Here is a 26,341-nt window from a genome sequence, read left to right as displayed (position 1 = left end):
CGTCCCCCCGCTCCCACCGACGCTCGTACGCTCACACCTTACGTACGCCCCGCCGCCACACTCCCGCGACCAGCGGCACCCCCGGCCGGTAGGCCAGGTGGACGTGGCTCGGGGCGTCAAGCAGCGTCAGGTCGGCGTACGCCCCCGGGACGAGGCGGCCGACGTCCTCGCGGCGCAGGGCCGCGGCGCCGCCCGCGGTGGCCGACCAGACCGCCTCGTCCGGCGTCATCCCCATGTCCCGCACCGCGAGCGCGACGCAGAAGGGGACGGAGGAGGTGAAGGAGGAGCCGGGGTTGCAGTCGGTGGAGAGGGCCACCGTGGCACCCGCGTCGATCAGGCGCCGGGCGTCCGGCCACTGGGCGCGGGTGGAGAACTCGGCGCCGGGGAGCAGGGTCGCGACCGTACGGCTGTTCGCGAGTGCGTCCACGTCGGCGTCGGTGAGGTGGGTGCAGTGGTCGGCGCTGGCGGCGTCGAGTTCGACGGCGAGCTGGACGCCGGGGCCGTAGGAGAGCTGGTTGGCGTGGATGCGGGGGTGCAGGCCCCTGGCCCTGCCCGCGGTGAGGATGGCGCGGGCCTGGTCGCCGTCGAAGGCGCCCTGCTCGCAGAACACGTCGATCCAGCGGGCGTGCGGGGCGCAGGCGTCGAGCATCTCGCCGGTGACCAGGTCGACGTAGGCGGCGGGGTCGTCGGCGAGTTCGGGGGCGACGATGTGGGCGCCGAGGAAGGTGACCTCGTCGGTGTGGCGGGCGGCGACGCGCAGGGCGCGGGACTCGTCGGCGGTGGTCAGGCCGTAGCCGGACTTGGTCTCGAAGGTCGTGGTGCCCTGGCGCAGGGCCTCGGCGAGGTAACGGGTGAGACCGGCCTCCAGTTCCGCGTCGCTCGCGGCGCGGGTGGCGGCGACGGTGGTGCGGATGCCGCCCGCGCTGTAGGGGCGGCCGGACATGCGGGCGTTGAACTCCTCGGTGCGGTCGCCCGCGAAGAGCAGGTGGGAGTGGGAGTCCACGAAGCCGGGAAGGACCGCCCGGCCCTCGGCGTCGACCCGGTTGTCAGTGGCGGGTGCTTTGCTTGATTCACCGGTCCACGCGACCCGTTCGCCTTCGATGACGACGGCCGCGTCCCGGACCAGACCGAGCGGGGAGTGGTCGCCGAGGGAGGGGTCGTTGGTGACGAGTGCGGCGATGTTGGTGATGACGGTGCTGCTGCTCATGGGGTCCCTGGTGTCCTCGTGGGGGCGGGGGCTGCGGCGTGGGCGGGCGCCGGTGGTCAGGCGCGCAGGGCTTCGACGGCCCGCGCGAGGGCCTGCGGCACGTCCGGTACGAGGGCGTGCGCCCCGTCGCGTACGACGTGCCGCCCGCCCACGACCGTGTGCCGTACGTCCGCTGCCGTCGCGGCGAATACGGCCGTCTCGGCGCCGAGCCTGGGCAGCGGCCCCGCTGTCCTGACCGAGTCCAGCGCGACCGTCGCGAGGTCGGCGCGGGCCCCGGCCTCGATGCGACCGGTGTCGTCCCAACCGAGGGCGGCGTGCCCGTCGGCGGTGGCGGCGCGCAGCAGGGCCGCGGCGGTCCAGTGGCCGCGGGCGCGGGTGCGCAGGCGTTCGTTCAGCTCCATGGCGCGCGCCTCTTCCAGCAGGTCGACGACGGCGTGGCTGTCGGAGCCGAGGGAGAGCGGCGAGCCCGCCCGCTGGAGTGCGGCCGCGGGGCCGATGCCGTCGGCCAGGTCCCGTTCCGTGGTGGGGCACATGCAGGTGCCGGTGCGGCTGCCGCCGAGCAGCGCGATGTCCTCGTCGGTGAGGTGGGTGTTGTGGACGCCGGTGGTGCGGGGGCCGAGCACGCCGTGGTCGGCGAGGAGGCGGGTCGGGGTGCGGCCGTGGGCCTGGCGGCAGGCGTCGTTCTCGGCGGTCTGCTCGGACAGGTGCACATGCAGCGGGGCCCGCCGCGTCTCGGCCCACTGCGCCACGGTCGCCAACTGGTCCGCGGGCACGGCCCGCACGGAGTGGATCGCGGCCCCGATCCGTGCGTGATCCCGTTCCTTGAGAACTGAACAGCGTTCGGCCCAGGACTCCGCCGTGCCGTCGGAGAAGCGTTGCTGGTGGGTGTTGGGGGGTTCGCCGAAGCCGGAGGACAGGTAGCAGGTGTCGAGGAGGGTGATGCGGACACCGGCTTCGGCGGCGGCCTCGATCAGGGCCTCGCCCATCGCGTTGGGGTCGGCGTAGGGGGTGCCCCCGGGCGCGTGGTGCACGTAGTGGAACTCGCCGACGGCGGTGATGCCGGCCAGCGCCATCTCGGCGTACACGGCGCGGGCGAGGGCGTGGTAGGTGTCCGGGGTCAGCCGGTCGGCGACGGAGTACATGACCTCGCGCCAGGTCCAGAAGGTTCCGGAGCCGACCTGGACGGTGCCGCGCAGGGCGCGGTGGAAGGCGTGCGAGTGCGCGTTCGCCAGTCCCGGCAGGGTCAGTCCGCGCAGGATCTCGGCGCCGGGCGGCGGGGTGGCGACGCCCTGGTGAACGGCGGCGATGCGGCCGTCGCTCACGTCCACGGCGACGCCCGGCTCGACATGGGTGCCGAGCCAGGCGTGCTCCAGCCAGTACGTGCGGGTCCGCTCGGAGGAGGTCACGTGCAGGCCAGCCCTTCCAGTACGTCGGCGAGTGCGTTCACCCCGGCCACGCAGTCGTCCTCGGCGGCGTACTCGGCCGGGGAGTGCGAGACGCCGGTGGGGTTGCGTACGAACAGCATGGCGGTCGGGATGCGGTCGGAGAGGATTCCGGCGTCGTGTCCGGCGCCGGTGCCGAGGACGGGCACCTTCAGCTCCGTCCCGGTGCCGAGGATGCGGGCCAGTTCGTCGCGCAGGGCGTGGTCGAACTCGACGACGGGCGTGAAGGACTCGCGGACCACGTCGAGGTCCACGCCCTGGGCCGCGGCGTACTCGCGGGCGGCCTTCTCGACGCCGGTGACCACGGTGTCCAGGCTCTCCTGGTCGGCGGCGCGGGAGTCGAGCCAGCCGCGTACCAGGGAGGGGACGGCGTTGACGCCGTTGGGCTCCACGCCGATCTTGCCGAAGGTGGCGACGGCACCGGCGAGTTCGGCCTCGCGGCGGGCGGCGAGGACGGTCTCGGCGTACGGCAGCATCGGGTCGTGCCGGTCGGTGAGACGGGTGGTGCCGGCGTGGTTGGCCTCGCCCCGGAAGTCGAACCGCCAGCGGCCGTGCGGCCAGATGGCGGAGGCGATGCCGATGCGGTCGCCGGACAGGTCGAGGGCGCGGCCCTGCTCGACGTGGAGTTCGACGAAGGCGCCGATGCGGGCGAGCCGCTCGGGGTCGGGCCCGAGGGAGTCCGGGTCGTACCCGGCGGACTCCATGGCCCGCGGGAGGGTGATGCCGTCGCCGTCGGTGAGGCGGTGCGCCTGCTCGACGGTGAGCGCGCCCGCGGTCAGCCGGGAGCCGACGCAGGCCAGGCCGAAGCGGGCGCCCTCCTCGTCGCCGAAGTTGACGATGCCGAGCGGCCTGGTGAACCGCGCTCCCCGCCCGCGCAGTTCGTCCAGGGCGGCGAAGGCGGAGACCACGCCGAGGGGGCCGTCGAAGGCGCCGCCGTCGGGCACGGAGTCCAGGTGGGACCCGGTGACGACGGCGTTCCCGGCCGCCGGGTCGCCGAGCCAGGCCCACTGGTTGCCGTTGCGGTCGGTCTCGTAGGTCAGGCCGCGGGCCTCGGCCTGCTCCTGGAACCAGGTCCGGCAGTCGGCGTCGGCGCCGGTCCAGGCGGAGCGGCGGTAGCCGCCGGAGGCGGAGCTGCGGCCGACCGGCAGCAGCTCCGCCCACATGCTGTGGAAGCTCACGCGCCGTCACCCTCGCGCGCCGTGTCGCTCTCGGGCGTCTCCGCACCCTCGCGGCCTTCGCGCATCGGTACCCGCACGGCGCGCTCGGCCGCCACCGACTCGGCGATGTCGTACCCGGCGTCGACGTGCCGGATGACGCCCATGCCGGGGTCGTTGGTGAGCACCCGGCGGATCTTCTCCCCGGCGAGCGGGGTGCCGTCGGCGACGGTGACCTGCCCGGCGTGGATCGAGCGGCCCATGCCGACGCCGCCGCCGTGGTGGAGGGAGACCCAGGAGGCGCCGGAGGCCACGTTGACCATGGCGTTGAGCAGCGGCCAGTCGGCGATGGCGTCGGAGCCGTCGAGCATCGCCTCGGTCTCGCGGTACGGGGAGGCGACGGAGCCGCAGTCGAGGTGGTCGCGGCCGATGACGATCGGGGCGGCCAGCTCACCGCTCGCCACCATGTCGTTGAACCGCTCACCGGCCTTGTCGCGCTCGCCGTAGCCGAGCCAGCAGATGCGGGCGGGCAGGCCCTGGAAGTGGACCCGCTCCCCCGCCATCTTGATCCAGCGGGCCAGCGACTCGTTCTCCGGGAAGAGGTCGAGGATCGCCTTGTCGGTCTTGGCGATGTCGGCGGGGTCGCCGGACAGGGCGGCCCAGCGGAAGGGGCCCTTGCCCTCGCAGAACAGCGGGCGGATGTAGGCGGGGACGAAGCCGGGGAAGGCGAAGGCCCGGTCGTATCCGGCGAGCTGGGCCTCGCCGCGGATGGAGTTGCCGTAGTCGAAGACCTCGGCACCGGCGTCCTGGAAGCCGACCATCGCCTCGACGTGCCGGGCCATGGACTCGCGGGCCCGGGTGGTGAAGCCGGCCGGGTCCTTGGCGGCGGCGTCGGCCATGTCCTCGAAGGCGATGCCGGTGGGCAGGTAGGCCAGCGGGTCGTGGGCCGAGGTCTGGTCGGTGACGATGTCGATCGGGGCGCCCATGGCGAGGAGCTGCGGGACCAGCTCGGCGGCGTTGCCGAGGACGCCGATGGACAGCGGCTTGCGCCGGTCGCGGGCCTCGGTGGCCAGCTGGAGGGCGTGGTCGAGGGAGTCGGCCTTCACGTCGAGGTAGCGGTGCTCGATGCGGCGGTCGATGGCGCGCGGGTCGCAGTCGACGCAGATCACGACGCCGTCGTTCATGGTGACCGCGAGGGGCTGGGCGCCGCCCATGCCGCCGAGTCCTGCGGTGAGGGTGATGGTCCCGGCCAGGGTGCCGCCGAACTTCTTGGCGGCGACGGCGGCGAAGGTCTCGTAGGTGCCCTGGAGGATGCCCTGGGTGCCGATGTAGATCCAGGAGCCGGCCGTCATCTGCCCGTACATGGTCAGGCCGAGGGCCTCCAGGCGGCGGAACTCCTCCCAGTTGGCCCAGTCGCCGACGAGGTTGGAGTTGGCGATGAGGACGCGCGGGGCCCACTCGTGGGTCTGCATGACGCCGACCGGGCGGCCGGACTGGACGAGCATCGTCTCGTCCTGCTTGAGGGTGCGCAGGGTCCGCACCATCGCGTCGAAGGAGCGCCAGTCGCGGGCCGCCTTGCCCGTGCCGCCGTAGACGACGAGCTTGTCGGGGTGCTCGGCGACCTCCGGGTCGAGGTTGTTCTGCAGCATCCGCAGGGCGGCCTCCTGCTGCCAGCCCAGGGCGCTCGGCTCGGTACCGCGTGGCGCTCGGACGGGACGAGGTCCGGACATGGTCTGCCTCCTGGTGGCTGTGCTCCCGGCGGATTGTTGCTACGGATATTCATATCCTCGCCTCCTGAATAGAGCTAGTCAACAGGGTCGGGCCCGCGCCGCCCGCAAACGAGCGCGGGGCCCCCGGTCGGGGGCCCCGCGCTCGAACTGCCGGACGTCGCTCAGACCGCCGCGGGCGTCTTCCGCCTCGCTCCACCCGGTGCCGCGTCGCCCGCCGCGATGCCGGTGCTGCGATAGGCCTTGACCGCCTTGCCCGCGGGGCGGCCCGCGTTGTCGGCGAGCCAGTCCACGCGGACCCACAGCAGGACGTCCCCGGCCTGTTCGAGGCGGCCGATCCAGGCGGACTTGAGCCACAGCCCGGCACCGCAGCCGGCCAGCAGCAGCCCGCCCGCGGCGGGCAGGGCGAAGGCGCTGCCGAGGGCGGCGAGGAAGGCCAGGAGCAGCCACCAGCGGTGGCCGCGGCGCCAGTCGCGTACGGTGACCCCGCGGTCCTGGAGCACGTCGTGCTTGCCCGCGCGGACCGCCGAACCGGCCAGGGCCGTGTAGCGCCGCCGGCGCGCCCACGCCACGACGGCCGTGGCGACGATGAAGAGGGCGGCGCCCGCCAGCACACCGATCCGGCGTCCGGTGAGCCCCGGCACCAGCACGCCGATGCCCGCCGCGAAGACGCCCAGCCACCACAGTGGTGCGGCGCCCGCCCGTACGACGACGGCGACCCGAGCCAGTCCCACCTGTCCTCCGCGCGCCACGTCCTGCCTCCTGTCCCGTTCCTGCCTGTGCGATGCGTCTGAAGGGTGTGTCAGGCGCCGCACTGTAACGGGGCAAGCTGAGACGAATCTGAGAACCCGTCCGCCGTCCGGGCCACCTCGGCGGTGCTCCCGGGTCAGTCGGGCCAGTCGGGTCAGCCGGGTCAGCCGGGTCAGTCCACGAAGAGTCCCCGCGCCGCGGCCTTGGTGTCGAACTCCTCCAGCCGGGCCTGCGCGTCCGGCAGGTCGTCGCACATCGCCTCGAGGAGCACCCGGCCGAGCAGCATCGGCGCGCAGGCGGTGTCGAAGGCGAGGCCGGTGCCGACGGCGGCGGGCAGCAGCAGGTCGGACACCTTGGCGACCGGCGCGAAGGCGGAGTCGGCGACGGTCACCACCGTGAGCCCGGCCTCCTTGGCGTGCGCGAGCGCCTCGACGACCTCGCGCGGGTGCCGGGGCAGGGCGAAGCAGAGCAGCGTGCCCGCCCCGGCCCGGACGGCGGCGTCGATGCGGTCGCGCAGCATCGTGCCGCCCTCGCCGAGGAGCCGGACGTCCGGGTGGACCTTGGCGGCGAAGTAGGCGAAGCCGTGTGCCTGGGCGGCGGCGGCCCGCAGTCCGAGCACCGGCAGCGGCCGACTCGCGGCGAGCAGGCGGCCCGCCTCCCGCACGGGCCCCGGGTCGGCAAGCACCTCGGCGAGATGCCGCAGGTTCTCGATCTCGGCCGCCACGGCCTGCTGGTACTCGTTGACGGCGCCGGTGTCCGCGACCGGTTCCGCGGGGGCGACCTCGCGCAGGTGCCGGCGCAGCGCCGGGTAGCCGTCGAAGCCGAGGGCGACGGCGAAGCGGGTCACGGACGGCTGGCTGACCCCGGCCAGCTCGGCCAGCTCCACGCTCGACAGGAAGGGCACGTCGGAGGCGCGGCGCACCATGCTGTGCGCGATGCGCCGCTGGGTCGGCGTCAGCCGGTGCCCCTCGAAGAGCGTCTGCAGCCGCGCGGCCGGACTGTCGGTCCCGCTCGCCCCGCTGGTCCCGCCGGTCCCGTTCATGACGTGGCCCCCTCGACCTATTCACGCTCCCCGACTTCTGCATACCGTTATACAGCGAGGCGGCGCCGCGGGCCGACCCGTACCGGTCCGCGGCGCCGACCCGTACCGGCCCGCCCCCGCCGAGAACGGGGGGTTGTCCCCAGTGCCGACGGCGCCCCCGCTGCCTACCGTGGAATCCATGACGGGAATGGACGCACGCGACGCCGACCTGAAGAAGGAACTCGACGCCACCCTGCGGACCCGCAGGGAGCTGGGCGAGGAGTACGAGTCCGCACTGGTCGACTCGTTCCTGGAGAAGGTCGACCAGCGCATCGACGGAGCGGTGGAGCGCCGGGTGCGCCGGCAGCTCGCCGAGCAGCAGATGACGGCGGCCCGGGACAGCCGGTCGCCGAAGCCCACGGACACCTTCGGCGAGCGCTTCGGCTTCGGCATCGTCTCGCTGGTGCTGGCGGTCCCGCTGTCCGCGATCGGCGGCGGTGTGGCGAACCTGCCCGGGATGCTGGTCGCCTGGGCGGGCATCGTCGGGGTCAACGTGGTCCAGGTCGCCCGCACCAACCCGGGCCTGTTCGGGCACCGCCGCCGCGCCGGACGCGGCGACGCCTGGGAGGACTGAGAGAAGACGCCCGGCAGGGCGGGCAGGAGCGGGGGAAGACTGCGCGGGGACCGCCGCACCCCCATCGCTGGGGGGCGGGACGACGGCGGTCCCCGCGGGGGACGCGCGCGGTGCCGGGCCTCACGACCGGGGCGGCGCGTCCGTGGCGTCGTTGGAGGTCCGGGAGCCGCTCCGGAAGGTCCGTGACGCCGTTCGGCGCCGGCGGAACCGGGGAGCCTCCCCCAGGGCTGAACGCCTGGGAGGTACCTCCGCCAGTCCCTGCCGACGCCCCTTACTCTGCCGGTCCCGTGTTAAGCGACTGCTGCGCGCACATGACGCGCGCGTACCACTTCCGCGAAGTCCACGAAGATCACCGGCCGACCACGGATCCCGTCCGCCCTGCTCGTCCCAGGCGCTGCCCGTCCTGTGCCCTGCCCGTCCTGTGCCCTGCCCGTCCTGCGCCCTGCTCGTCCTACTTGCCCTTGGCGAGGAAGGACAGCAGGTCCTGCCGGCTCACCACACCGGTCGGCTTGCCCTCGACGAGGACGATCGCCGCGTCGGCGCCGCCGAGCACCGACATCAGGTCCGCGACCGGCTCTCCGGAGCCGACCTGGGGCAGCGGGGCGGACATGTGCTTCTCCAGCGGGTCCTCCAGCGAGGCGCGCTTGGCGAACAGCGCGTCCAGCAGCTCGCGCTCCACCACCGAGCCGACGACCTCGGCGGCCATCACGTCCGGGTGACCGGCGCCGGGCTTGACGATCGGCATCTGCGAGACGCCGTACTCGCGCAGCACCTCGATGGCCTGGCCGACGGTCTCGTCCGGGTGCATGTGGACGAGGGAGGGGATGTGGCCGCCCTCCTTGTGGTTCAGGACCTCCGCGACGCGGGCGCTGGGTCCCGCGTCCTCCAGGAAGCCGTAGTCGGCCATCCACTCGTCGTTGAAGATCTTGCTGAGGTAGCCGCGTCCGCTGTCCGGCAGCAGGACGACCACCACGTCGTCCTCGCCGAGCCGCGCCGCCACCTCCAGCGCCGCGACGACCGCCATGCCGCAGGAGCCGCCCACCAGCAGGCCCTCCTCCTTGGCGAGGCGGCGGGTCATCTGGAAGGAGTCCTTGTCGGAGACGGCGACGATCTCGTCGGCGACCTCGCGGTCGTACGCCGTCGGCCAGAAGTCCTCGCCGACGCCCTCGACCAGGTAGGGGCGCCCGGAGCCGCCGGAGTAGACGGAGCCCTCGGGGTCGGCGCCGATCACCTTGACCGCGCCGTCACTGGCGTCCTTCAGGTACCGGCCGGTGCCGGAGATGGTGCCGCCGGTGCCGACCCCGGCCACGAAGTGGGTGATCCTCCCCTCGGTCTGCTCCCACAGCTCGGGGCCCGTGGAGTGGTAGTGGGAGAGCGGGTTGTTCGGGTTGGAGTACTGGTCCGGCTTCCAGGCGCCCGGGGTCTCACGGACCAGCCGGTCGGAGACGTTGTAGTAGGAGTCGGGGTGCTCGGGGTCGACGGCGGTCGGGCAGACGACGACCTCGGCGCCGTACGCGCGCAGCACGTTGATCTTGTCGGTGGACACCTTGTCGGGGCAGACGAAGATGCACTTGTAGCCCTTCTGCTGGGCCACGATGGCGAGGCCGACGCCGGTGTTGCCGCTGGTCGGCTCGACGATCGTGCCGCCCGGCTGCAGCTCACCGCTCTTCTCCGCAGCCTCGATCATGCGCAGGGCGATGCGGTCCTTCACCGAGCCGCCCGGGTTGAAGTACTCCACCTTGGCCAGGACGGTCGCCCTGATCCCCTTGGTCACGCTGTTGAGCCGCACCAGCGGGGTGTTGCCGACGAGGCTGATCATCGAGTCGTGGAATTGCACCGTGGTCTCCGGATGCCGCAAATGAAGGGTCGATATCGGTCCGGCCAGCCTATGGCCTGCGGGCCCGCGGGTGCCCCGTGACGGTCGTTCACCCTGCGTTGGGATTGGGCGACCGTCCGTACGGGGCAAGGAGTGGGTGTACGGGTTGGAGGAGGTGGCGGCTACGCATGACGAGCATGTCGAGGGCGCGGGTGGCCCGGCGGATCGCGGCCGGCGCGGCGTACGGCGGCGGCGGCATCGGCCTGGCGGGAGCGGCGGCGGTCGGTCTGGTGGTGGCGGAGGTGCAGCTGGCCAGACGCCGGGTGGGGGTGGGCACGCCGACCCGGGTGCCGAACGCGCAGGGACTGTACGGCGGCACCCTGCCCACGGCCGGCGACCCGCCGCTGCGGCTGATGATGCTGGGCGACTCCACGGCCGCCGGGCAGGGCGTGCACCGGGCCGGGCAGACACCGGGCGCGCTGCTGGCGTCCGGGCTCGCGGCGGTGGCGGAGCGGCCGGTGCGGCTGGGGTCGGTCGCCCAGCCGGGGGCCTGCTCCGACGACCTGGACCGGCAGGTGGCGCTGGTGCTCGCGGATCCGGACCGGGTGCCCGACATCTGCGTGATCATGGTCGGCGCCAACGACGTCACCCACCGGATGCCGGCGACCCGCTCGGTGCGGCACCTGTCCTCGGCGGTACGGCGGCTGCGCACGGCCGGTGCGGAGGTGGTGGTCGGCACCTGTCCGGACCTGGGCACGATCGAGCGGGTGCGGCAGCCGTTGCGCTGGCTGGCCCGGCGGGCCTCGCGGCAGCTCGCGGCGGCACAGACCATCGGCGCCGTCGAGCAGGGCGGGCGCACGGTGTCGCTGGGCGACCTGCTGGGCCCGGAGTTCGCGCAGAACCCGCGGGAGCTCTTCGGCCCCGACAACTACCACCCCTCCGCCGAGGGGTACGCCACCGCCGCGATGGCGGTACTGCCGTCGGTGTGCGCCGCGCTCGGCCTGTGGCCGGCCGAGGAGGAGCACCCGGACGCGCTGCGCCGCGAGGGCTTCCTGCCGGTGGCGCGCGCGGCGGCGGAGGCGGCGTCCGAGGCGGGTACGGAGGTGGCTGCCGCGATGCCCACGGGGTCGCGCGGGCCCTGGGCACTGCTGAAGCGCCGGAGGCGGCGCCGGGTGTCGGAGGCGGAACCGTCCAGCCCGTCCGGCGTCTGAGGACGAGTCCGCCCAGGCCGAGGGGGTTCTGGGGGGCGCAGCCCCCTGGTACGCCCGCCACAGCACCCGGCACGAGTACGCCGCCTGACCGCCAGAGGCAAAAGCAAGCGCTTAGACAGTTGCGGTCCATGTCACATGCCCATAGCCGTGACCCGGGCCATACGGCCGGGTAACTTCCCCAGCAGCCGCCTGATTACCTCGCCTCGCCACTGGAGCCGTGATGCCCGAAGCCGTGATCGTCTCTGCCGCCCGTTCCCCCATCGGCCGTGCCTTCAAGGGCTCCCTGAAGGACCTGCGCCCCGACGACCTGGCCGCCACGATCATCCAGGCGGCCCTCGCCAAGGTCCCCGAGCTGGACCCGCGGGACATCGACGACCTGATGCTCGGCTGCGGCCTGCCCGGCGGCGAGCAGGGCAACAACCTCGGCCGGATCGTCGCCGTCGAGATGGGCATGGACCACCTGCCGGGCTGCACCGTCACCCGGTACTGCTCCTCGTCCCTGCAGACCTCCCGCATGGCCCTGCACGCCATCAAGGCCGGTGAGGGCGACGTCTTCATCTCGGCCGGCGTCGAGATGGTCTCCCGGTTCGCCAAGGGCAACTCCGACAGCCTCCCGGACACCCGCAACCCGCTCTTCGCCGAGGCCGAGGCCCGCACCGCGGAGGTCGCCCAGCAGGAGGGCACCACCTGGCACGACCCGCGCGAGGACGGCCTCGTCCCCGACCCGTACATCGCGATGGGCCAGACCGCGGAGAACCTCGCCCGCGCCAAGGGCATCACCCGGCAGGACATGGACGAGTTCGGCGTCCGGTCCCAGAACCTCGCCGAGGAAGCCATCAAGAACGGCTTCTGGGAGCGCGAGATCACCCCGGTGACCCTGCCCGACGGCACGGTCGTCAGCAAGGACGACGGCCCCCGGGCCGGCGTCACCCTGGAGGGCGTCCAGGGCCTCAAGCCGGTCTTCCGCCCCGACGGCCTGGTCACCGCCGGCAACTGCTGCCCGCTCAACGACGGCGCCGCCGCCCTCGTGATCATGAGCGACACCAAGGCCCGCGAGCTGGGTCTGACCCCGCTGGCCCGCATCGTCTCCACCGGTGTCTCCGGCCTCTCCCCCGAGATCATGGGCCTGGGCCCGGTCGAGGCCAGCAAGCAGGCCCTGTCCCGCGCCGGACTGACCGTCGGTGACATCGACCTGGTCGAGATCAACGAGGCGTTCGCCGCGCAGGTCATCCCCTCCTACCGCGACCTCGGCATCCCGCTGGAGAAGCTGAACGTCAACGGCGGCGCCATCGCCGTCGGCCACCCCTTCGGCATGACCGGCGCCCGCATCACCGGCACGCTGATCAACTCCCTCCGGACGCACGACAAGCAGTTCGGCCTGGAGACCATGTGCGTCGGCGGCGGCCAGGGCATGGCCATGGTGATCGAGCGCCTGAGCTGACCCCCGCCGAAGGGCACTGAGGGACCGTCAGTAGCGCCTCACGGACCCAGTGTGACGACTCGGCCCGGAACCCCGTTCACCCCAGGGTTCTGGGCCGTTTTGTGACCCAAACTCCCCCAGGATGTGACCTACCTCTCCCGCCCCATGGATTTACGCAGGTCAGACCAACCCCACCCCTACCTCGCGGGCCCAAAGCCCTGTCCGTTTCGTGACGTTACGCACTGACAGACGGTTAGTCCTCCCTTCAAGCTGATGTAGGAAGTCGGGGGTCGACTTTGAACCGGGAGTACGTCAGTGAGCGCCATGCCGATCGCCCTGCTGCTCACCACGGCCGCCACCGGCGCCGTGGGCGTCGCCGTCCTGCGCAGCATCCTGGTGCTGCGCCGCCAGGTGACCGCCTTGCGCGCCGAGCTGGCCGAGAGCCGGGCCACCGCCACGCGGGGCCGGGTGCCCGCCGCCCGCACCACCGCCGACGCGGAGGAGATACGCGCCGCCGTCGCGGAGGCGCTCGCCGAGGAGCGCGAGCGGGAGCTCGCCGAGGCGCGCGCCTTCTGGGCCGCCCAGGAGACCCGGGACGCGTCCGACGCGCCCCTGCTGCTCGGCCTGTCCGACAGTGAGCTGTTCCTGCCCCGCCAGGCGGACCTCGTGGGCCTGGAGCCGGTGACCGAGCCGGCCGCGGACGCCGACGAGCCGTCCGCGCAGGACGCGGGTCACGCCGGTCCCAGGGAGTCCGCCGAGCTGGCCGCCGCCCGCCGCCGGCACCCCTCGCACCCGGACTTCGTGCCGAACCCGTCCCCGGCCGTGAACGACCACGACCGCACCGTGGCGACCCTGGAGGGGCTGGCCGAGTCGAGCGTCGCGCTGGCCGACGTCCGTCCGGGTCCGCTGGGCACCCTCGACGTGTACGTCTTCGCCGACGGCACCACCCTGTGCATGACCCCGGGCCACCGCGAGACCGCGGAGCGCCTGGCCGCGGCGCTCGGCTCGGGCCAGACGCCGTACCTCCTCGGCGGCTCCGGCATCTCCGGTGCCTACACGCTGACCTTCGCGTGCGGCGAGGAGAACGTGTACATCCTGGCGGACCGCGTCATCGCGTCCCTGTAGTCGCGCCGGTCGAGCCGGTCACGCCGGTCGACCCGGCCCCGCCGGTCGCGTCAGACCCCGGCCCGCTTGCGGGCCTCCTCGACCAGCGCCGCCGCTTCTTCCACCTGGCCCTCGTCCTCCAGGACGAGGGCCAGGTCGTGTGCGGCGACGGCGATCTGGTCGGCGGCGGCGAACATGCCCGCGTCCGGCATCTCACGGGGCTCGGCCCCGGGTTCCTCCACGAGCTGGGCGCGCCGGGCCAACTCCCTGGCCAGGCCGAGCGCCTCGGCGGCGGCGCCGCGTTGCAGCCTGCTCTGCGGGGCGGCCCGCAGACGGTCGGCGAAGTCGTCCACGGCACGAGTCAAAGGCGTCGTATCAACCACGGCGCGAGCGTACGCGGCCGTCCGGGACTGTTGCCAACGGGCGAACGCTCAGGCACGGTGACCTGAAGGACCGGCTCACATCCCCTTTCGCCCGGAGGCGCCGATGTCCCAAGTCTTCTCCGAGGAGACCCACCGCAACCTGCTCGCCCGTATCCCCCAGTGCACCGGCCGTGAGATCTCCGACTGGCTGCGCGCCGTCGAGGACGGCCCCGCCCTCTTCCGCTTCGAGGAGAAGGTCAGCTGGCTCCGCCACGAACACAACCTCGCCTACGGCCACGCGAAGGCGATCGTCCACGAGTACGACCTGAGAAGGGCCGCACGCAAGCTGCGCTGAGCGGCGCCGGCCCGACGACGACGAAGGGCCCCGGGCACGAAGCCCGGGGCCCTTCCGTCTGTGCGGTCCTGCTAGTCGTTGCTGTTCAGGATCGCGATGAGGCGCAGGAACTCCAGGTAGATCCAGACCAGCGTCAGCGTGAGGCCGAAGGCGGCGAACCAGGCCTCCTCGCGCGGGGCGCCGTAGGCGAGCCCGTCCTCGACCTGCTTGAAGTCGAGGGCCAGGAAGCACGCGCCGAGGATGATGCCGACGATGCCGAAGACGACACCGAGCGCGCCGCTGCGGAAGCCGAGGCCGTCACCGCCGCCGAAGACGGCGAACAGCAGGTTCACCATCATCAGGAAGACGAAGCCGAGCGCGGCCGCCATCACGAAGCCGTAGAAGCGCCGGTTGACGCGGATCCAGCCCGCCTTGTAGGCGATCAGCACACCGGCGAAGACCGCCATCGTGCCGATCACGGCCTGCATGGCCGCGCCGTCCGCGATGCGGTTGTCGACGACGCTGGAGACGACGCCGAGGAAGACACCCTCGAACGCCGCGTAGGACAGGATCAGCGCCGGGGTGGGCTTGCGCTTGAAGGACTGGACGAGCGCCAGGACCATGCCGATCAGCGCGGCACCGATACCGATGCCGTACGAGCGGCTGATGTTGGCGTCGTCCACCGGCAGCAGCGCCCACGCGAGCGCGGCCGTCACCACGAGCACGCCGAGCGTGCTCGCCGTGCGGATGACGACGTCGTCCATCGTCATCCGGCCGGTGGTGGCGGGCGCCTGCGGCGGCGCGCCGAACTGCTGGTCCGGCTGGGCGTACGGGTTCTGCGCGTACGGGTTGCCGGCGGCCGGCTGGGCGTACGGGTTGCCCTGGGTGCCCTGCGCGTACGGGTTGGCCTGCGTGGCGACGGCGGGTCCCCCGGCCTGCGGCGCGGCGTTGAAGCCCGCGTAGCCGTTGTCGCGGCTGAACCCCCGTCGCGAGAAGACCGGGTTTCTGCTCCTCATTTCACTCCTCCATGGCCACACGGCGCAGCCTTGGCTCAAGAGTAATAGAACGGCAAAGGAATGACCCTACTGCTTGGGGAGGATCTTTCCCTCGCCTTGCGACTCAACACGCTACGCCGATCAGTGATTCCCCTCACGGCCGGGGTCGCGCGGGCCGCCGGGCGGCGCTCACCCGATCGGGAACCCGGTGTAGGCCTCGGCGAGGTCGGTCTCGGCGGCGCGGGAGGAGGCGATCCGGTCGAGGCGGGCCAGCTGGAGCCGGTCCTCGAAGGGCGTGGCGTCCGGGGCGGTGTGCAGCAGCGTCGTCATGTCGTACGAGAACCGCTCGGCCTGCCAGACCCGGCGCAGACAGGTCGCGGAGTAGGCGTCGAGCAGTTCGTCGGAGCCGGTCGCGGTGCGGTGGGCCAGCGCACGCGCGAAGGTCACCACGTCGCCGACGGCCAGGTTGAGGCCCTTGGCTCCGGTGGGCGGCACGATGTGCGCGGCGTCGCCGGCCAGGAAGAGGCGGCCGTGCCGCATGGGCTCGTGGACGTAGGAGCGCATCGGTGTGACCGACTTCTGGGTGATGGGGCCCCGTCGGAGGCTCCAGTCGTCGGTCTCGAAGCGGCGCTCCAGCTCGTCCCAGATCTCCTCGTCGCTCCAGCCGTCGGCGTCCGTGTCCGCGGGGACCTGGAGGTAGAGGCGGGAGACGGACGGGGAGCGCATGGACAGCAGGGCGAAGCCGCGGTCGTGCCGGGCGTAGACCAGTTCGTCGTGCGAGGGGGCGACGTCGGCGAGGATGCCGAGCCAGGAGAAGGGGTACGTCCGCTCGAAGGTGCGCCCGTCCGGGACCGCGCTCCGGGCCACTCCCCAGAAGCCGTCGCAGCCGACGACGTAGTCGCACTCCAGCACGTCCTCGGCGCCCTCGCGCCGGAAGCGGACGCGCGGCCGGTCCGTGTCGGCGCCCTCCACCGCCAGCGCCTCGGTCTCGAACAGCAGCGGGCCGCCCTCCTTGAGCTGGAGGGCGATGAGGTCCTTGCAGACCTCGGTCTGGGCGTAGACCATGACGGACCTGCCGCCGGTGAGTGCCGGGAAGTCGACGCGGTGGCGGCGGCGGTCGAACCTCAGCTCGATGCCGTCGTGGCGCAGTCCCTCCCGGTCCATCCGCTCCCCGGCCCCGGCCTCGCGCAGCACGTCCACCGTGCCCTGCTCCAGGATCCCGGCGCGCTGCCTGCGCTCGACGTAGGCACGGTCGCGGCTCTCCAGGACGACCGAGTCGATCCCGGCGTTGTGCAGCAGCCGGGCCAGCAGGAGCCCGGCTGGGCCTGCCCCGATGATGCCGACGGTGGTGCGCATCGGTCGTTCCCTTCGATCGGCGTCGTTGCCTTGCGCGAACAAGCGGCAGAGGCCAATGTTCGCGTGGTGAAAATTCCTTCACCAGTACTTGCCGAGTTTCCAGTCCGACGCGCACCGCTGTCAACGGTCCGCGGAGGGGTACTGGAGGCGGGATCAACGCGGGAGCAGCCGACGCTCGCGTACGGCGGCGGTCGGTGGTGGTGCCCGGAGCCGGACTTGAACCGGCACGCCCTCGAAGGGGCAGCGAGGTTTAAGCTCGCCGTGTCTGCATTCCACCATCCGGGCAGGCCATGGGCTCCGCTTCGCGCGCCTTGACCCTATCGGGACGCTCCTCCCGGCCTCGGGCGGGACGGCCGATGTTGTCTTATTTTATTGGCGCCTGAGGGAGCATCAGTTACCGGGTCAGGCCAACAGCACATGCCAACAGCCTTGCGTGCGACCGCCCGCGCTGTATGCGGAATGACGGGATTTCACCGTCTCGACAAGGGCGCCCGCCCCGTTCTCGCCCGCCCCGCCGTCGGGGTCGGCCGTCATCCGCAGGTATGACACCGGCCCGGCCCGTCCGACCGAAGTCGCCCCCCTGAACCGGAACAGCGGCTGACTACAGGGCGCCGTACGGCCGGGACGATGGACTACGTCCCCGAGCACACACGGTGCCGACCGCACACCCCGTGCCCGGCACACACCGTGCCCGGCACACACCGTGCCGACCGCACACGCCGTACCGACAGGAGCGCCCTTCCCGTGACCACCGCACCCATCGCCGACCGGTCCACCCTCGTGGCCGCGCGCGCCACGGAGCTTTCCAAGATCTACGGCCAGGGCGAGACCCAGGTGGTCGCCCTGGACCGGGTCTCCATCGACTTCCGGCAGGCCGAGCTCACCGCGATCATGGGCCCCTCCGGCTCCGGCAAGTCCACGCTGATGCACTGCGTCGCGGGCCTGGACACCTTCTCGTCCGGCTCGGTGCGCATCGGCGAGACCGAGCTGGGCTCGCTCAAGGACAAGCAGCTCACCAAGTTGCGCCGGGACAAGATCGGCTTCATCTTCCAGGCGTTCAACCTGCTGCCGACGCTGACGGCGCTGGAGAACATCACCCTTCCGATGGACATCGCGGGCCGCAAGCCGGACAAGCAGTGGGTGGACTCCGTGATCCAGATGGTCGGGCTGTCCGGACGCCTCGGGCACCGGCCCGCCCAGCTCTCCGGCGGGCAGCAGCAGCGGGTCGCCGTGGCACGGGCGCTGGCCTCCCGCCCGGAGATCATCTTCGGCGACGAGCCGACCGGCAACCTCGACTCCCGTTCCGGCGCCGAGGTGCTGGGCTTCCTGCGCAACTCGGTGCGGGAGCTGGGCCAGACCGTGGTGATGGTGACCCACGACCCGGTGGCCGCCGCCTACGCGGACCGGGTGGTCTTCCTCGCGGACGGACGCATCGTCGACGAACTGTACGGGCCGACGGCCGACTCGGTGCTCGACCGCATGAAGCGGTTCGACGCCAAGGGCCGCACCAGCTGACGCTCCCGGTCCGCTCCCCGTCCGCTTCCGTTCACTCCCGTCCGACCCCGTCGGCCCGCCCCCGCCCCGTACCCCGTACGCCCGTACGTCTGGACAGAGAAGACCCCCATGTTCCGTACCGCCTTGCGCAACGTCTTCGCGCACAAGGCCAGGCTGTTGATGACCGTGCTCGCCGTGATGCTCGGCGTGGCGTTCGTGTCGGGCACCCTGGTCTTCGCCGACACCCTCTCCAACGCCTTCCGCAACCAGTCGGCGAAGAGCTACCAGGACGTCGCCGTCGCCGTCACCTCGTACGCCGACTCGGACAACCCCAAGGAGGAGTACGCCCTCTCCGACGAGGTCCTCGACAAGATCTCCGCCGTGGACGGCGTCGCCGGGGTGTACGGCCGCGTGGAGGGCTTCGCCGGGGTCGCCGGCCCCGACGGGAAGCTCATCGGCGTCGGCTGGTCCAACAAGGGCTCCAACTTCGCCCCCGGCAAGGACGGCAAGGACGCCGCGTACACGTTCACCGACGGCTCCGGCCCGGTGCAGGACGACCAGATCGCCCTGGACGAGGAGTCCGCCGGCAAGGGCGAGTACGAGGTCGGCGACCGGGTGCGCGTCGCGACCAACGGCCCGGTGAAGGAGTACACCCTCAGCGGTGTCTTCACCACCGAGGACGGCGCCGTCAACGCGGGCGGCAGCCTCGTCCTCTTCGACACCGCCGTCGCCCAGAAGCAGTACCTGCGGCCCGGCTACTTCGAGAGCGCCACCGTCGCCGCCGCCCCCGGCGCCGACGACGCGCGGATCCTGAAGGCGGTCGAGCCGCTGCTGCCGGACACCGCCGAGGCCCAGACCGGCCGGGCACTCGCCGACGAGCAGGCCGACCAGATCGAACAGGGCATGGGCAACCTCAAGCAGGTCCTGCTCGGCTTCGCGGGCATCGCGCTCTTCGTCGGGATCTTCCTGATCTCCAACACCTTCACGATGCTGGTCGCCCAGCGCACCAAGGAGATCGCCCTGATGCGCGCCGTCGGCGCGTCCCGCAGGCAGATCACCCGCTCGGTGCTCGCCGAGGCCGCGCTGGTGGGCCTGGTGGCCTCGGCCGTCGGCTTCGCCCTCGGCGTCGGTCTGGCCGTCGGACTGCGCTCCGGCATGGCCGCGTTCGACATGAAGATGCCGGCCGGTCCGCTGGTGCTGTCCGCCACGCCGGTGGTCGCGGCGTTCGCGGTGGGCGTGCTGATCACGGTGTTCGCCGCCTGGCTGCCCGGCCGCCGGGCCGCGAAGATCCCGCCGGTGGCGGCCATGAACAGCGTCCACGCGGTGGCCACCACCAAGTCGCTGGTGGTGCGCAACTCCATCGGCGCCGCCATCACCGCCCTCGGTGCGGCGGGGATCGTCGCCGGCGCCTCGGCCGGCGGCGACGACGGCCGGATGTACATCGGCGCGGGCGCGTTCTTCGCGCTGATCGGCGTGATCGTCCTCATCCCGCTGCTGTCCCGGCCCGTGATCGCGCTCGTCCGTCCGCTGCTCGTCGGCCCCTTCGGGGTGGCGGGCAAGCTGGCCGGCCAGAACGCGGTCCGCAACCCGCGCCGCACCGGCGCCACCGCCTCGGCGCTGGCGATCGGACTGACGCTGGTGACCGGTCTGTCGGTGCTCGGTGTCACGGTCGGCGCGGCCATCGACAAGATGACCACGGACAACATCAGGGCCGACTACATGGTCTCGATGGCCAACGGGGGCGACCTCGACCGGACCGCGCTGACGGCCCTGGAGAAGGCCGACGGCGTGTCCGCGGTGTCGCCGCAGCAGGACGCCTACTTCCGGGTCGACGGCGACTACGTGTCCGCCTCGGCGGTCACCCCCGGTGACATCGAGAAGGTCCTGACCGTCGACGTCGTCAGCGGCGACGCGGGCTCGCTGGCCCAGGGCCGGATCGCGGTCGCCGAGAAGACGGCCGAGAACAGGGGCTGGAAGCCCGGCGACACCGTCCCCGTCACCTTCGACGACGACGAGAAGGCCACGCTGACGGTCGGCGCCGTCTACAAGGACAGCGAGTTCCTCTCCCCCGTCCTCGTCGACCGGAAGGTGGTGGCCCCGCACGAGGCGAAGCCGTCCATCCGGGAGATCTTCGTGAAGGTCGACGGCGGCCAGTCCGCGGCGAACGAGAAGGTCCTCGTCGACGCGCTCGGCGACAACCCCGCGATCACCGTGATGGACCGGCAGGACATCCGCGACGAGTTCGGCGGCGCCATCAACACCCTGCTGAACGTCATGTACGGCCTGCTGGCGATGGCCCTGATCATCGCGGTCCTCGGCGTCGTCAACACCCTCGCGATGTCCGTCTTCGAACGGCAGCAGGAGATCGGCATGCTGCGCGCGATCGGTCTGGACCGGCGCCGGGTGAAGCGGATGGTGCGGCTGGAGGCCGTCGTCATCTCGGTGTTCGGCGCGGTGGTCGGCATCGCACTCGGCACCTTCCTCGGCTGGGCGATCGGCGAGACCGTCGCGGACAGCATCCCGGGGTACGCGCTGGTCCTGCCCTGGGACCGGATCGGGATCTTCGTGGTGCTGGCCGGTCTGGTGGGCGTCCTGGCCGCCCTGTGGCCGGCCCGCAACGCCGCCCGGCTGAACATGCTGAACGCGATCAAGGCCGAGTGATCTCGCCGGCGACGCGGAACACCGAGGGCCGGGCTCCCCGCGCGGGGGCCCGGCCCTTTGGGCTGTGTGCGGGTCAGGCCCGGCCGGGCGCGCCCCACACGCGGGCCCGCAGCGGCAGTCCGGAGGCGCCCGAGTCGGGCGTCTTCACCGCGAGGACCTGGTTGACGCCGATCCGGTTGCGTTCGAAGGCGAGCGCGGAGGCGGCCATGTACAGCTGCCAGACGCGGGCGCGGCCGGGGCTGACGAGGCGGACGGCGGTCGCCCAGTCGGACTCCAGGTTGGCGACCCAGCGGCGCAGGGTGAGCGCGTAGTGCTCGCGGATCGACTCCACGTCGCGGACCTCGAACCCGGCGCGCTCCAGTTGGGTGACGGTGGTGCCGACGGGGGCCAGTTCGCCGTCGGGGAAGACGTAGGCGTCGATGAACTCGTCGACGTTGTAGGAGGACTCGTCCCGCTGCGGGCGGCGGGCGATCTGGTGGTTCAGCAGCCGGCCGCCGGGCTTGAGCAGCTTGTGCAGGTCGGTGGCGTACTCCAGGTAGCGCTCGGCGCCGACGTGCTCGGCCATGCCGATGGAGGAGATGGCGTCGTACGGCCCGTCCGCGACGTCCCGGTAGTCCTGGACGCGGATCTCCACCCGGTCGGTGAGCCCCTCGTCGGCGACGCGCTTGCGGGCGTAGGCGGCCTGTTCCTGGGAGAGGGTCACGCCGACGACGCTCACCCCGTGCTCGCGGGCCGCGTGGATCGCCATCGAGCCCCAGCCGCAGCCGACGTCGAGAAGACGCCGGCCGGGGCTCAGGTCCAGCTTGCGGCTGACGAGTTCGAGCTTGTCGCGCTGGGCGTCCTCCAGGGTGCCGCCCTCGGCCGGCGGGGCGGGCCAGTAGGCGCAGGAGTAGACCATGGAGGGGCCGAGGACGAGTTCGTAGAAGTCGTTGCCGACGTCGTAGTGGTGGCTGATGGCCCGCTTGTCGGTGCGCTTGGTGTGCAGGTGGCCGCGGGCCCGGCGGACCTCCTCGGGCGGCGGGGCGGGCGGCAGCGGCGGCCCGGCGAGCTTCACCAGTCCGCGTACGGCGGCCCTGACCTCCGGGTCGCGGAGCGCCTCGACCAGGCCGCGGGCGTCCTCGCCGCGCTCCCAGATCAGGCCGGCCATCAGCCCGAGGGCGGTGTAGAGGTCTCCGTCGATGTCGATGTCGCCGGCCACCCAGGCGCGGGCCAGGCCCAGTTCACCCGGTTTGAACAGCAGGCGGCGCAGGGCCCTGCGGTTGCGGACGACGAGGGTCGGCGCGCCCGGCGGCCCCGCCTGCGAACCGTCCCAGGCGCGGATGCGCACCGGAAGTGGTGCTCCCAGCAACTGTTCGAAGAGGTTCTGCAGCCGCAGCGCGGCGTCAGCCATGGCGTACCTCCGTGACGAGCGATCCCGGAATGTCCAACACCACGTAAACACCTGGGAGCCCGCCGTACAGTCCCCGGCGCGCGTTACGACTCGGCAAAATAGCTGTACACACCAACGGATTTGTCGCCCCGAGGGTGCGGCACGCGCGCAGCGCGAAGGGGCCGTCCGCACCACGGATGGCGGACGGCCCCTTCGAGGGACTGCTACTGCTGCGCGTACTGCCGGGAGCGACCGGGGGTCAGGAGGCCTTGGCCTCGGTCTTCTCCGCCGCCTTCTCGGCCGGCTTGGCGTCGGCGGCCTTCGCCGCGGCGGGCTTCGGGGCCGGCTTGGCGGCCTCGTAGAACTCCTCGCGCGGGGTCTCCATCGCGCCGAGGGAGACGACCTCGCGCTTGAGGAACATGCCGAGCGTCCAGTCCGCGAAGACGCGGATCTTGCGGTTGAAGGTCGGCATGGCCATGCCGTGGTAGCCGCGGTGCATGTACCAGGCGAGACGGCCCTTGAGCTTGATCTTCATCTTGCCCATGACGATCATCGCGACGCCCTTGTGCAGACCGAGGCCCGCCACCGCGCCCTTGTTGGCGTGGCTGTACTCCTTCTGCGGGAAGCCCCGCATGCCGGAGATCACGTTGTCGCCGAGGACCTTGGCCTGGCGCAGCGCGTGCTGGGCGTTCGGCGGGCACCAGGCGTTCTCGTTGCCCGCCTTGCGGCCGACGAGGTCCGGCACCTGGGCGTTGTCGCCCGCGGCCCAGATGTAGTCGGTCCCCTGGACCTGGAGGGTCGCCTGGGTGTCGACGTGACCGCGGGGGCCGAGCGGCAGGCCGAAGCGGGCCAGCGCCGGGTTGGGCTTGACGCCGGCCGTCCACACGATGGTGTTGGAGTCGACCTCGAGCCCGTTCTTCAGCACCACGTGGCCGTCGACGCAGGAGTCCATGGAGGTGGACAGGTAGACCTCGACGCCGCGGCCCTCGAGGTGCTCCTTGCCGTACTGGCCGAGCTTGGGGCCGACCTCGGGGAGGATCTTGTCGGCGGCGTCCACGAGGATGAAGCGCATGTCCTCGCGGGAGACGTTGTTGTAGTACTTGGCCGCGTCCCGGGCCATGTCCTCGACCTCACCGATGGTCTCCGCGCCGGCGAAGCCGCCGCCGACGAAGACGAAGGTGAGCGCCTTGCGGCGGATCTCCTCGTCGGTGGTGGAGTCGGCCTTGTCCAGCTGCTCCAGGACGTGGTTGCGCAGGCCGATGGACTCCTCGATGCCCTTCATGCCGATGCCCTGCTCGGCGAGGCCGGGGATCGGGAAGGTGCGGGAGACCGCGCCCATCGCGATGACCAGGTAGTCGAAGGGCAGCTCGTACGCCTCGCCGACCAGCGGCGCGACGGTGGCGACCTTGCGGTCCTGGTCGATGGTGGTGACCCGGCCGGTGAGGACCTCCGCCTTCGGAAGCACGCGCCGCAGGGGGACGACGACGTGCCGCGGGGAGATGCTGCCGGCAGCGGCTTCGGGGAGGAAGGGCTGGTAGGTCATGTACGACCGCGGGTCGACGACGGTGACGGTCGCCTCGCCGTAACGCATCTTCTTCTGGATGCGTCGAGCTGCGTACAGGCCTACGTACCCACCGCCTACTACGAGGATCCTGGGACGCTCCGTGGTGCTCATGCCATCGAGTATCCACCCGGTTGAGGGGGGTGGATCGTGCGCCCCTTCACAAGCTTCGGTGGGTGCTGTGCTACCATCCGCCACCCACGTGACGGAGATCATGGTGGGCGAAGGAACCAGCGCGCAGGGGACCCCGTTGTCAATGCCGCGTGAGCTGCACCTCCGCGCTTCGGAAGCGGTGGACCACCCTCCCGCGAGGACCCCGTGGGACCCCTCCGCGACACCGACCTGAACACGTTCAAAGGGCAGTTGAAACCCCAAAAGGGTCAACGCGCGCGCTTTCGTCGTCCGACGGGGCCCAATTCCTTGTGAAGAACTTCACGAACTTTCCCGACGGGACGTCACCGAGGGACCCCGAAAGGCCCCCCGGACCCGCTCAATCGTCGTCCGTCCTGCTCAGACCGCCGACGGTACCGCCACCGCGGCGCCACCGCGAGCGCCCCGGGGAGGGGCCCTACGCGATCGACCACGCGATGCCGTCGAGGATGTCGTGCTCGCTCACGACGACCTCCTCCGCGCCCGTACGCTCCATGATCGCCAGCAGTACGAGTGACCCGGCCGCGATCACGTCGACCCGGCCCGGATGCATGGACGGGACCGCCGCGCGCTCGGCGTGGGTGGAGGCCAGCAGCCAGTCGGTGATCTCCCGGACCCGGTCGCGGGAGACGCGGGAGTGGTGGATGGCGGCCGAGTCGTACTCCGGCAGCTCCTGCGCGATCGCGGACACCGTCGTCACCGACCCGGCCAGACCCACCAGCGTGCGCGCCTCCCCCAATGGCACCGTCCGCCCGGCCAGGTCCAGGGCGGCCTCGATGTCGGCCCGCATCGCGGCGACCTGCTCCGCGGTGGGCGGATCGGTCACCGCGCCGTCGCGCACCAGGTGCCGCTCGGTCATCCGGACGCAGCCGACGTCCACGGAGCGGGCGGCGCGCACGTGGTCGTCGCCCACGACGAACTCGGTGGAGCCGCCGCCGATGTCGACGACCAGGTAGGGCTTGTCGAGGTCGGCCCGGCCGGTCAGCTCCTTCGTCGCCCCGGTGAAGGAGAACTCGGCCTCCTGGTCGCCCGAGATGACCTCGGGCTCGACGCCCAGGATGTCCAGCACGCCGCGCACGAAGTCGTCCCGGTTCTCCGCGTCGCGGGAGGCGGAGGTGGCGACGAAGCGCAGCCGCTCGGCGCCGTGCGCCTTGACGACCTCGGCGTACTCGCGGCAGGCGGCGAAGGTCCGCTCCAGTGCCTCGGGCGCGAGCCGACCGGTGCGGTCGACGTCCTGGCCGAGCCGAACGATGGTCATGCGGCGGTCCAGGTCGGTCAGCTCGCCCGTGGCCGGGTCGGCGTCGGCCACCAGCAGCCGGATGGAGTTCGTACCGCAGTCGACGGCGGCGACACGGGTCACTGGGCGTCCTCCTGGCCGGTCCGGCCGGACTCGTCGGTCTGCTCGGCCCGGTCAGTCCGGCCGGTCTCGTCGGTCTGCTCGGTGGGCGTCACGCACGGGCCCTTGCGCCACCACTCGGGCAGCATCGCGATCGCCTCGTCGCCCAGCGGGTTGACGCCGGGGCCGGCGGCCAGCGAGTGGGCGACCAGCACGTGCAGGCACTTCACCCGGTCCGGCATGCCGCCCGCGCTCGGGAAGCCGGTCAGCTCCTCGATCTCGTCGCGGCGCCGGATGTAGTCCTCGTGCGCGGCGCGGTAGGCGGCGGCCAGCTCCGGGTCGGTGGCCAGCCGCTCGGTCATCTCCTTCATCACCCCGTTCGCCTCCAGCGTGCCGATGGCGGAGGCCGCCTTCGGACACGTCAGGTAGTACAGCGTGGGGAAGGGCGTGCCGTCGGGCAGCCGCGGTGCCGTCTCCACCACGTCGGGCTGTCCGCACGGGCAGCGGTGCGCGATGGCCCGCAGTCCGCGCGGCGGACGTCCGAGCTGCTGCTTGAAGGCCGCCACGTCCGCGTCGGTCGGCTCGGTGCGCGGGGTGGTCGGCGGGGGAGTCTGCATGACTGTCTTCTGCTGGTCTTCCTGTTGAGTCACTGCCGGAGCGGTCGGAGCGGTCGGAGCGGCCGGAGCGGTGGGTTCACTGCCGGCGGGCGACGGCGTCGGCCTTGTCGACCCCGTCCCACACGTTCTGGTACCAGGGGCGGTCGGCGGCGCCGGCCCGGGCGCGGGTCTGCTCGGCCGCCTCCGGGTCGACGACGACGAACCCCGTCTCCCCCGGCATCACGTAGTGCAGCCGCAGCCGGACCTGCTGCTCGGCGTAGGCGTCGTCCTGCCAGCGGGCCTTGAGGTCGCGCAGGTCCTCGACCCGCTGCCGGGTCTCCCGCTGCTCCCGCTGGAGATCGGCGATCTCGGCGCGCTGGGCGACGTACTGCCGGATCGGGTAGGCGAGCGCCACGACGAGCGAGCAGAGCACCATCGCGAGCAGCGCGGCCCGGCCGGTCAGCCGGGAGCGCCGGGCCTGGCGCTTGGTCTGCGAGCGGTAGACCCGGGCCGCGGTCTGTTCCCCGATGATCCGGATCCTGGTCGCGGTGGAGAAACGGTCCCGGTCCTTCACGGCCATCTGGTCTCCGCCTCCCGTGCACGCGCGTACGTCCCCGCACACGGTACGGGACCGGATACGG

Annotated in this window: 22 protein-coding genes and 1 tRNA gene; 7 read left to right on the top strand and 16 right to left on the bottom strand. The window is 72.3% G+C overall.

Going from position 1 to position 26,341, the window contains the following annotated elements; all coding sequences use genetic code 11:
- Nucleotides 1–31 precede the first annotated feature (31 nt).
- The 6 genes from hutI to Sru02f_RS03300 all read right to left on the bottom strand — a co-directional run bounded on the left by hutI (nucleotide 32) and on the right by Sru02f_RS03300 (nucleotide 7,322).
- Nucleotides 32–1,207, bottom strand: coding sequence for an imidazolonepropionase (gene hutI, locus Sru02f_RS03325; RefSeq protein ID WP_109034595.1), 1,176 nt, complete (start codon nucleotides 1,205–1,207; stop codon nucleotides 32–34).
- Between the two features lie 56 nt (nucleotides 1,208–1,263).
- Nucleotides 1,264–2,613 (bottom strand): formimidoylglutamate deiminase, encoded by a 1,350-nt coding sequence (locus Sru02f_RS03320; protein ID WP_109034598.1) that lies wholly within the window; start codon nucleotides 2,611–2,613, stop codon nucleotides 1,264–1,266.
- Nucleotides 2,610–3,827: an allantoate amidohydrolase gene (locus Sru02f_RS03315; RefSeq protein ID WP_109034600.1), complete on the bottom strand. Its 1,218-nt coding sequence runs from the start codon at nucleotides 3,825–3,827 to the stop codon at nucleotides 2,610–2,612. The genes Sru02f_RS03320 and Sru02f_RS03315 overlap by 4 nt, the downstream gene beginning before the upstream one ends.
- Complete coding sequence (hutU, locus tag Sru02f_RS03310) at nucleotides 3,824–5,533, bottom strand: urocanate hydratase (protein ID WP_109034602.1); 1,710 nt, start codon at nucleotides 5,531–5,533, stop codon at nucleotides 3,824–3,826. The genes Sru02f_RS03315 and hutU overlap by 4 nt, the downstream gene beginning before the upstream one ends.
- 161 nt (nucleotides 5,534–5,694) lie before the next feature.
- The gene (locus Sru02f_RS03305) at nucleotides 5,695–6,282 is read right to left on the bottom strand and encodes a hypothetical protein (protein WP_109034605.1); all 588 of its coding nucleotides are present in this window, start codon (nucleotides 6,280–6,282) and stop codon (nucleotides 5,695–5,697) included.
- 170 nt (nucleotides 6,283–6,452) lie between these two features.
- On the bottom strand, nucleotides 6,453–7,322 hold the full coding sequence (locus tag Sru02f_RS03300) for a MurR/RpiR family transcriptional regulator (protein ID WP_109034607.1): 870 nt from the start codon (nucleotides 7,320–7,322) through the stop codon (nucleotides 6,453–6,455).
- Between the two features lie 178 nt (nucleotides 7,323–7,500).
- Between Sru02f_RS03300 and Sru02f_RS03295 the strand changes: the two genes are divergently transcribed.
- A complete protein-coding gene (locus Sru02f_RS03295) occupies nucleotides 7,501–7,935 on the top strand; it encodes a hypothetical protein (protein ID WP_167469765.1) in 435 nt (144 codons plus the stop codon).
- A gap of 451 nt (nucleotides 7,936–8,386) precedes the next feature.
- Here the strand turns inward: Sru02f_RS03295 and Sru02f_RS03290 are convergent, their stop codons facing one another.
- The gene (locus tag Sru02f_RS03290; RefSeq protein WP_109034611.1) at nucleotides 8,387–9,772 is read right to left on the bottom strand and encodes a cystathionine beta-synthase; all 1,386 of its coding nucleotides are present in this window, start codon (nucleotides 9,770–9,772) and stop codon (nucleotides 8,387–8,389) included.
- 167 nt (nucleotides 9,773–9,939) lie between these two features.
- Between Sru02f_RS03290 and Sru02f_RS03285 the strand changes: the two genes are divergently transcribed.
- The 3 genes from Sru02f_RS03285 to Sru02f_RS03275 all read left to right on the top strand — a co-directional run bounded on the left by Sru02f_RS03285 (nucleotide 9,940) and on the right by Sru02f_RS03275 (nucleotide 13,507).
- Nucleotides 9,940–10,962 (top strand): SGNH/GDSL hydrolase family protein, encoded by a 1,023-nt coding sequence (locus Sru02f_RS03285; protein WP_109034613.1) that lies wholly within the window; start codon nucleotides 9,940–9,942, stop codon nucleotides 10,960–10,962.
- Between the two features lie 220 nt (nucleotides 10,963–11,182).
- Nucleotides 11,183–12,403, top strand: coding sequence for an acetyl-CoA C-acetyltransferase (locus Sru02f_RS03280; RefSeq protein WP_109034615.1), 1,221 nt, complete (start codon nucleotides 11,183–11,185; stop codon nucleotides 12,401–12,403).
- 294 nt (nucleotides 12,404–12,697) lie between these two features.
- Complete coding sequence (locus Sru02f_RS03275; RefSeq protein WP_109034617.1) at nucleotides 12,698–13,507, top strand: hypothetical protein; 810 nt, start codon at nucleotides 12,698–12,700, stop codon at nucleotides 13,505–13,507.
- 50 nt (nucleotides 13,508–13,557) lie between these two features.
- On the opposite strand, the gene Sru02f_RS03270 is transcribed toward Sru02f_RS03275, so the two are convergent.
- The gene (locus Sru02f_RS03270) at nucleotides 13,558–13,839 is read right to left on the bottom strand and encodes a hypothetical protein (protein WP_016326412.1); all 282 of its coding nucleotides are present in this window, start codon (nucleotides 13,837–13,839) and stop codon (nucleotides 13,558–13,560) included.
- A gap of 133 nt (nucleotides 13,840–13,972) precedes the next feature.
- Here Sru02f_RS03270 and Sru02f_RS03265 point away from each other — a divergent pair, with 133 nt between their 5' ends.
- Nucleotides 13,973–14,203 (top strand): DUF4287 domain-containing protein, encoded by a 231-nt coding sequence (locus Sru02f_RS03265; protein WP_109034619.1) that lies wholly within the window; start codon nucleotides 13,973–13,975, stop codon nucleotides 14,201–14,203.
- A gap of 71 nt (nucleotides 14,204–14,274) precedes the next feature.
- Here Sru02f_RS03265 and Sru02f_RS03260 read toward each other — a convergent pair whose 3' ends face one another.
- The 3 genes from Sru02f_RS03260 to Sru02f_RS03250 form a co-directional block, all read right to left on the bottom strand.
- A complete protein-coding gene (locus tag Sru02f_RS03260; protein WP_109034621.1) occupies nucleotides 14,275–15,198 on the bottom strand; it encodes a Bax inhibitor-1/YccA family protein in 924 nt (307 codons plus the stop codon).
- Nucleotides 15,199–15,366: 168 nt separating this feature from the next.
- On the bottom strand, nucleotides 15,367–16,533 hold the full coding sequence (locus tag Sru02f_RS03255) for a 4-hydroxybenzoate 3-monooxygenase (RefSeq protein WP_109034623.1): 1,167 nt from the start codon (nucleotides 16,531–16,533) through the stop codon (nucleotides 15,367–15,369).
- Nucleotides 16,534–16,731: 198 nt separating this feature from the next.
- Nucleotides 16,732–16,818: transfer RNA gene (locus Sru02f_RS03250), tRNA-Leu, on the bottom strand.
- A gap of 459 nt (nucleotides 16,819–17,277) precedes the next feature.
- Between Sru02f_RS03250 and Sru02f_RS03245 the strand changes: the two genes are divergently transcribed.
- Nucleotides 17,278–18,048, top strand: coding sequence for an ABC transporter ATP-binding protein (locus tag Sru02f_RS03245; RefSeq protein WP_087790666.1), 771 nt, complete (start codon nucleotides 17,278–17,280; stop codon nucleotides 18,046–18,048).
- A 108-nt stretch (nucleotides 18,049–18,156) separates the two neighbouring features.
- On the top strand, nucleotides 18,157–20,688 hold the full coding sequence (locus Sru02f_RS03240) for an ABC transporter permease (protein ID WP_109034627.1): 2,532 nt from the start codon (nucleotides 18,157–18,159) through the stop codon (nucleotides 20,686–20,688).
- Between the two features lie 73 nt (nucleotides 20,689–20,761).
- Here Sru02f_RS03240 and Sru02f_RS03235 read toward each other — a convergent pair whose 3' ends face one another.
- The 5 genes from Sru02f_RS03235 to divIC form a co-directional block, all read right to left on the bottom strand.
- Complete coding sequence (locus Sru02f_RS03235; RefSeq protein WP_109034629.1) at nucleotides 20,762–22,078, bottom strand: SAM-dependent methyltransferase; 1,317 nt, start codon at nucleotides 22,076–22,078, stop codon at nucleotides 20,762–20,764.
- Between the two features lie 238 nt (nucleotides 22,079–22,316).
- Nucleotides 22,317–23,732, bottom strand: coding sequence for an NAD(P)/FAD-dependent oxidoreductase (locus Sru02f_RS03230; RefSeq protein ID WP_109034631.1), 1,416 nt, complete (start codon nucleotides 23,730–23,732; stop codon nucleotides 22,317–22,319).
- A gap of 454 nt (nucleotides 23,733–24,186) precedes the next feature.
- Complete coding sequence (locus Sru02f_RS03225; RefSeq protein WP_109034633.1) at nucleotides 24,187–25,128, bottom strand: Ppx/GppA phosphatase family protein; 942 nt, start codon at nucleotides 25,126–25,128, stop codon at nucleotides 24,187–24,189.
- Entirely contained in the window at nucleotides 25,125–25,721 is a 597-nt protein-coding gene (locus tag Sru02f_RS03220) for a DUF501 domain-containing protein (RefSeq protein WP_244941926.1), read from the bottom strand. Before Sru02f_RS03220 ends, Sru02f_RS03225 begins: the two co-directional genes overlap by 4 nt.
- A 76-nt stretch (nucleotides 25,722–25,797) precedes the next feature.
- Nucleotides 25,798–26,280 (bottom strand): cell division protein DivIC, encoded by a 483-nt coding sequence (divIC, locus tag Sru02f_RS03215; RefSeq protein WP_003975716.1) that lies wholly within the window; start codon nucleotides 26,278–26,280, stop codon nucleotides 25,798–25,800.
- Between the last annotated feature and the right edge of the window lie 61 nt (nucleotides 26,281–26,341).

The sequence above is a fragment of the Streptomyces rubrogriseus genome, from assembly GCF_027947575.1.
Lineage (GTDB): Bacteria > Actinomycetota > Actinomycetes > Streptomycetales > Streptomycetaceae > Streptomyces > Streptomyces rubrogriseus.
Note: the sequence above shows the minus strand (reverse complement) of the source record. Positions and strands in the feature narration are given on the sequence as shown.